Source organism: Streptosporangium amethystogenes (assembly GCF_000721075.1).
Lineage (GTDB): Bacteria > Actinomycetota > Actinomycetes > Streptosporangiales > Streptosporangiaceae > Streptosporangium > Streptosporangium amethystogenes.
In genome coordinates this window covers 1-3,267 of the sequence record NZ_JOEQ01000094.1, presented here as the reverse complement: position 1 = coordinate 3,267, position 3,267 = coordinate 1, and the positions used below count along the sequence as shown (strand labels likewise).

Annotated in this window: 3 protein-coding genes; all 3 read right to left on the bottom strand. The window is 66.7% G+C overall.

The genetic code is table 11. From position 1 onward, the window contains the following. Positions 1-61: 61 nt before the first annotated feature. Genes IG98_RS0143555 through IG98_RS0143545 form a run of 3 tightly spaced genes read right to left on the bottom strand, consistent with a single transcriptional unit; the run spans position 62 to position 3,094 of the window. Positions 62-1,696 carry a hypothetical protein gene (locus tag IG98_RS0143555; protein WP_037972935.1) on the bottom strand — a complete coding sequence of 545 codons (1,635 nt, stop codon included), beginning with the start codon at positions 1,694-1,696 and terminating at the stop codon, positions 62-64. 1 nt (position 1,697) lies between these two features. Continuing rightward, entirely contained in the window at positions 1,698-2,021 is a 324-nt protein-coding gene (locus IG98_RS0143550; RefSeq protein WP_030926342.1) for a helix-turn-helix domain-containing protein, read from the bottom strand. Beyond that, positions 2,018-3,094: a tyrosine-type recombinase/integrase gene (locus tag IG98_RS0143545; protein ID WP_030926340.1), complete on the bottom strand. Its 1,077-nt coding sequence runs from the start codon at positions 3,092-3,094 to the stop codon at positions 2,018-2,020. Before IG98_RS0143545 ends, IG98_RS0143550 begins: the two co-directional genes overlap by 4 nt. Between the last annotated feature and the right edge of the window lie 173 nt (positions 3,095-3,267).

The window sequence follows — 3,267 nt, the reverse complement described above, 5'->3', positions numbered from 1 at the left end:
GAAACCCCAGAGTTCAGGCGAACTGAAGGGTCCTCAGAATGAAGTGAGGGGTCTTCAGGCTCTATGTGGGTTGTGGACCCTTGGGTTCGTCTCGACTGGCGGGGTCCTGTTCCTCGGTCATGGTCACAAGGAGAGCGCGGGCGTTTTCCGCGTAGCGGATGGCGGTCTTGGGGTCGAGGCCGAAGACGGCGGCGAGGTGGAGCGGGTCGGGACCGTGGATGAGGGCTTCTTCGAGTTGTCGGTCGACGCGGAGGCGTTCCAGGGTCGCGGCTTGGCCGCGGAGCTTCTTGGTGAAGTAGATGGTGCTGACCGGGCCGACGCCGTGGGCGCTCATCTGGTTGATGAGCAGGTGGGGGTTGGCGGTGTTGGGCCAGCGAGTGCGGCGGTAGTCGAGCCATTCGAGCAGGATCTGGTGGCTGAATTCGTCGATCGGGCGGGGCCGTCCGGCGATCGTGAGCCGCCGGTTGCCGAGGTCGAGGTCGTCGAGGAGGAGGTTGCGGATGGCGCTGGTGCGGGCGGCGTGGACGGCGGCGAGCATGAGGACCAGCCGCGCGGCTGGGTTGATGGCCGCCTTGGCCGCCCGGTCGACGTCGTCTTGGCTGAGCCGTTGGGCGAGTCCGTAGGGGCGCTGGCCGACACGGATGCCTCGGGTGGGGTTGCGGAAGATCTTCCCGGTCTTCTTCGCGAAAGCGAACAGGGATCGCAGCGAGGCCAGCAGGTTGGAGCGGCGGGAGCCGGTGAGTGCGTCCAAGGCGGCCACAACGTCGTCGCGGGTGACTTCCCGCAGATGGTCATAGCGCTGTGACCAGGCTAGAAGTGTTGGACGGAGGTAGCCCATATGAGTCCAAACGGTCGCTGGGTCACGTGGTTTGGTGCGCGGGCCACCCTCGCGCATGGTCCTCAGCCATGCCTCGGTGGGCTGACGGATCCCGTCGGCCAGGCCGTCGAGTTTGCGCTCCAGCCACTTCTCGAACGAGGGGGTCCGGTCGTCGTGGAAGACGCCCATCGCGGTGAGGACTTCACCGACGCGCTCGACGCTGATCTTAAGAGCCCGCATCGCGGGAAACAGCTCGGATTGACGGATGACGTCGCCGGCGGCATGGCAGGACAGCACGATGGTCAAGCCTCTGCGGACGTCGTAATGGGTGCCGCGGCGCCACCCATGGGCCTCGCCGATCTGATGAGCGAGGTAGATCCCCCAAGCCAGCCAGGGGTTGCCGGGGTCGACGTTGGTGTCTCCATCGAGGCGGGTGAAGTCGCGAAGGAGATCAAACAGCTTCGGCTGAACCCAGCGATCCTGGGGCCGCCAGGCCGGCGGTGGTGGTGGCTTGCGCGGGGCTTCTCGCCGGTGGCGATGGTCGGAGGTCGTCTTCGCGCTGCCGGTAATGCGCATGCTCGCGAAGAACAGCTGATGGAAGGCCCCGACCCGGTCGAGGAAGTTGGAGGCGATGGCCTTCTGCCGGGACTCGCCGCCCGATCTGGCTTCGATGGCCTCGGCTCGTGCTTGGTTCCAGCACAATCGGCAGTAGCCCTTGCGGATCAGCTCTGTTCGGCCGCAGCCGGCGCAGTTGCCTTCCTCGTGACGATGCTTGTTATGCCGCCAGAGCGCGCAGGCGGAGCAGCGGCGTCCGTGCAACACCCCCCAGGCCAGGCAGTCGACGCAGCTGGCCGGGGGCCGGTCGGTCGAGTGAGCCATGTCAGAGGGGTGGGAGGGTTCGGCCGTCTCGCTGCTTGGGCGTGACCGTCAACGAGCCCGATGAGGCCACGGCCGCGGGCTGCTCTTGGCCCCCGGCCCGCTGAACTTTCTCAGGCTGGACGATGAGAAGTTCCTCGACTCCGCAGTCGAGGACGGCGCAGATGACATTGAGATCGTCGAGCTTGATGCTGGCCGGTTCCCCGGACCACAGGCCGGACATCTTCCCGGCGCTGATGACCAGGCCGTGTTCGGCCAGCATGCGCTGGAGCTCGCTGGCCTTCCAGATGCCGCGGTTGGCAGCGGTCAGCCGCAGATTCCACTTCATCGCCGTAGTCCTTCCAGCCGGGTGGCGGCGCGCTGCTGACCGGCGAGCCAGGCATCTTCAACGTGGGTGCCGGTGACGTGCACGTAGTTCATGGTCGTGGCGATCCAGGCATGACCGAGGAGCTGCTGGATCGCGATCAGGTCCATTCCGGAGGCGTAGAGCTGGGAGGCGCAAAAGTGCCGCAGGACGTGCGGGGTGACGATGTCGGGCCAGTCCGGCAGGTGTGTCGCGGCGGCTCTGGCCAGCGCTGAGCGAATGGTCTCGTCCCCGACTCGCGCCGAGGTGCCGCCGGCGTTCTTGCGCTCCGACAGGAGCAATGGGGCACCTGGCCGGGTGTGGTCGTCGCCGAACTGGCCCCAGACGTCCTCGACGAACCAGCGCAGTGTTCCTCCCGCGTTGTTGATCAGCGGGGCCATCCTCTCGCGCGGGCCCGAGCCGCGGGCGCCCTTGCCCAAGCGGACGTGGAGCTTGCCGAACCGCCCGAGATCCCACTTGATGTCGGCCAGGTCGAGCTTGCAGGTCTCGTTGACCCGCAGCCCGACCTCGGCCATCAGCCGGCAGGCCGTGTAGTTCCTCGCGGCCGGCGCGAACTTACGGCATGTCGCCAACTCCTCCCGCCAGCCGGCGAACAACGTGCCGACCTGCTCGGCGGTGGGCGGGATGCGGAGCTTGGCCTTCTGGCGGCCGCGGGGCCGGTTCATCTCATCGATCGGGCATTCGACGACCCGGCCGGTCATCTGGTGGATCTCGACCTTGTGTCGCAGGTCCAGGAACAGGAAGAACGTCTTCAGCGCCTGGGCCCGTGACAACCGGGTGCCCTTCGCCGTGCTGCGCAGCACCTTCCCGAAGTAGACGTCGGCATCGGCGGGCTCCATCTCCCACAGCGGCCGACCGAACCAGGCCCGGATCTGCTCCAGGTGCACGACGTCGGAGGAGATCGTCCCGTCCGACAGCCCCGCCGCAGCCCGCGCCAGCACGAACCCTGCCAGTACGTCGGTCTCCAACGCCTCCAGGTCCTCCGCAGTGGCCAGGGCACGCGCCACCCGAAGGTCCTTCACCACTGCCAGCGCCAACTCCGGCCTCCTCGCCTTCACCGTTAGAGCAAGACGAACGAGGAGGACGATAGACCTTCAGAATCCCTGAAATCTCATCAACTCTCGAAGAAGCCGGAGCGCCAGCTGATAAGCCCAGGTCCTGGGGCTATGCAGGCCACAACGAGCCCAACGAACTCAAGGGTTATTTCTTA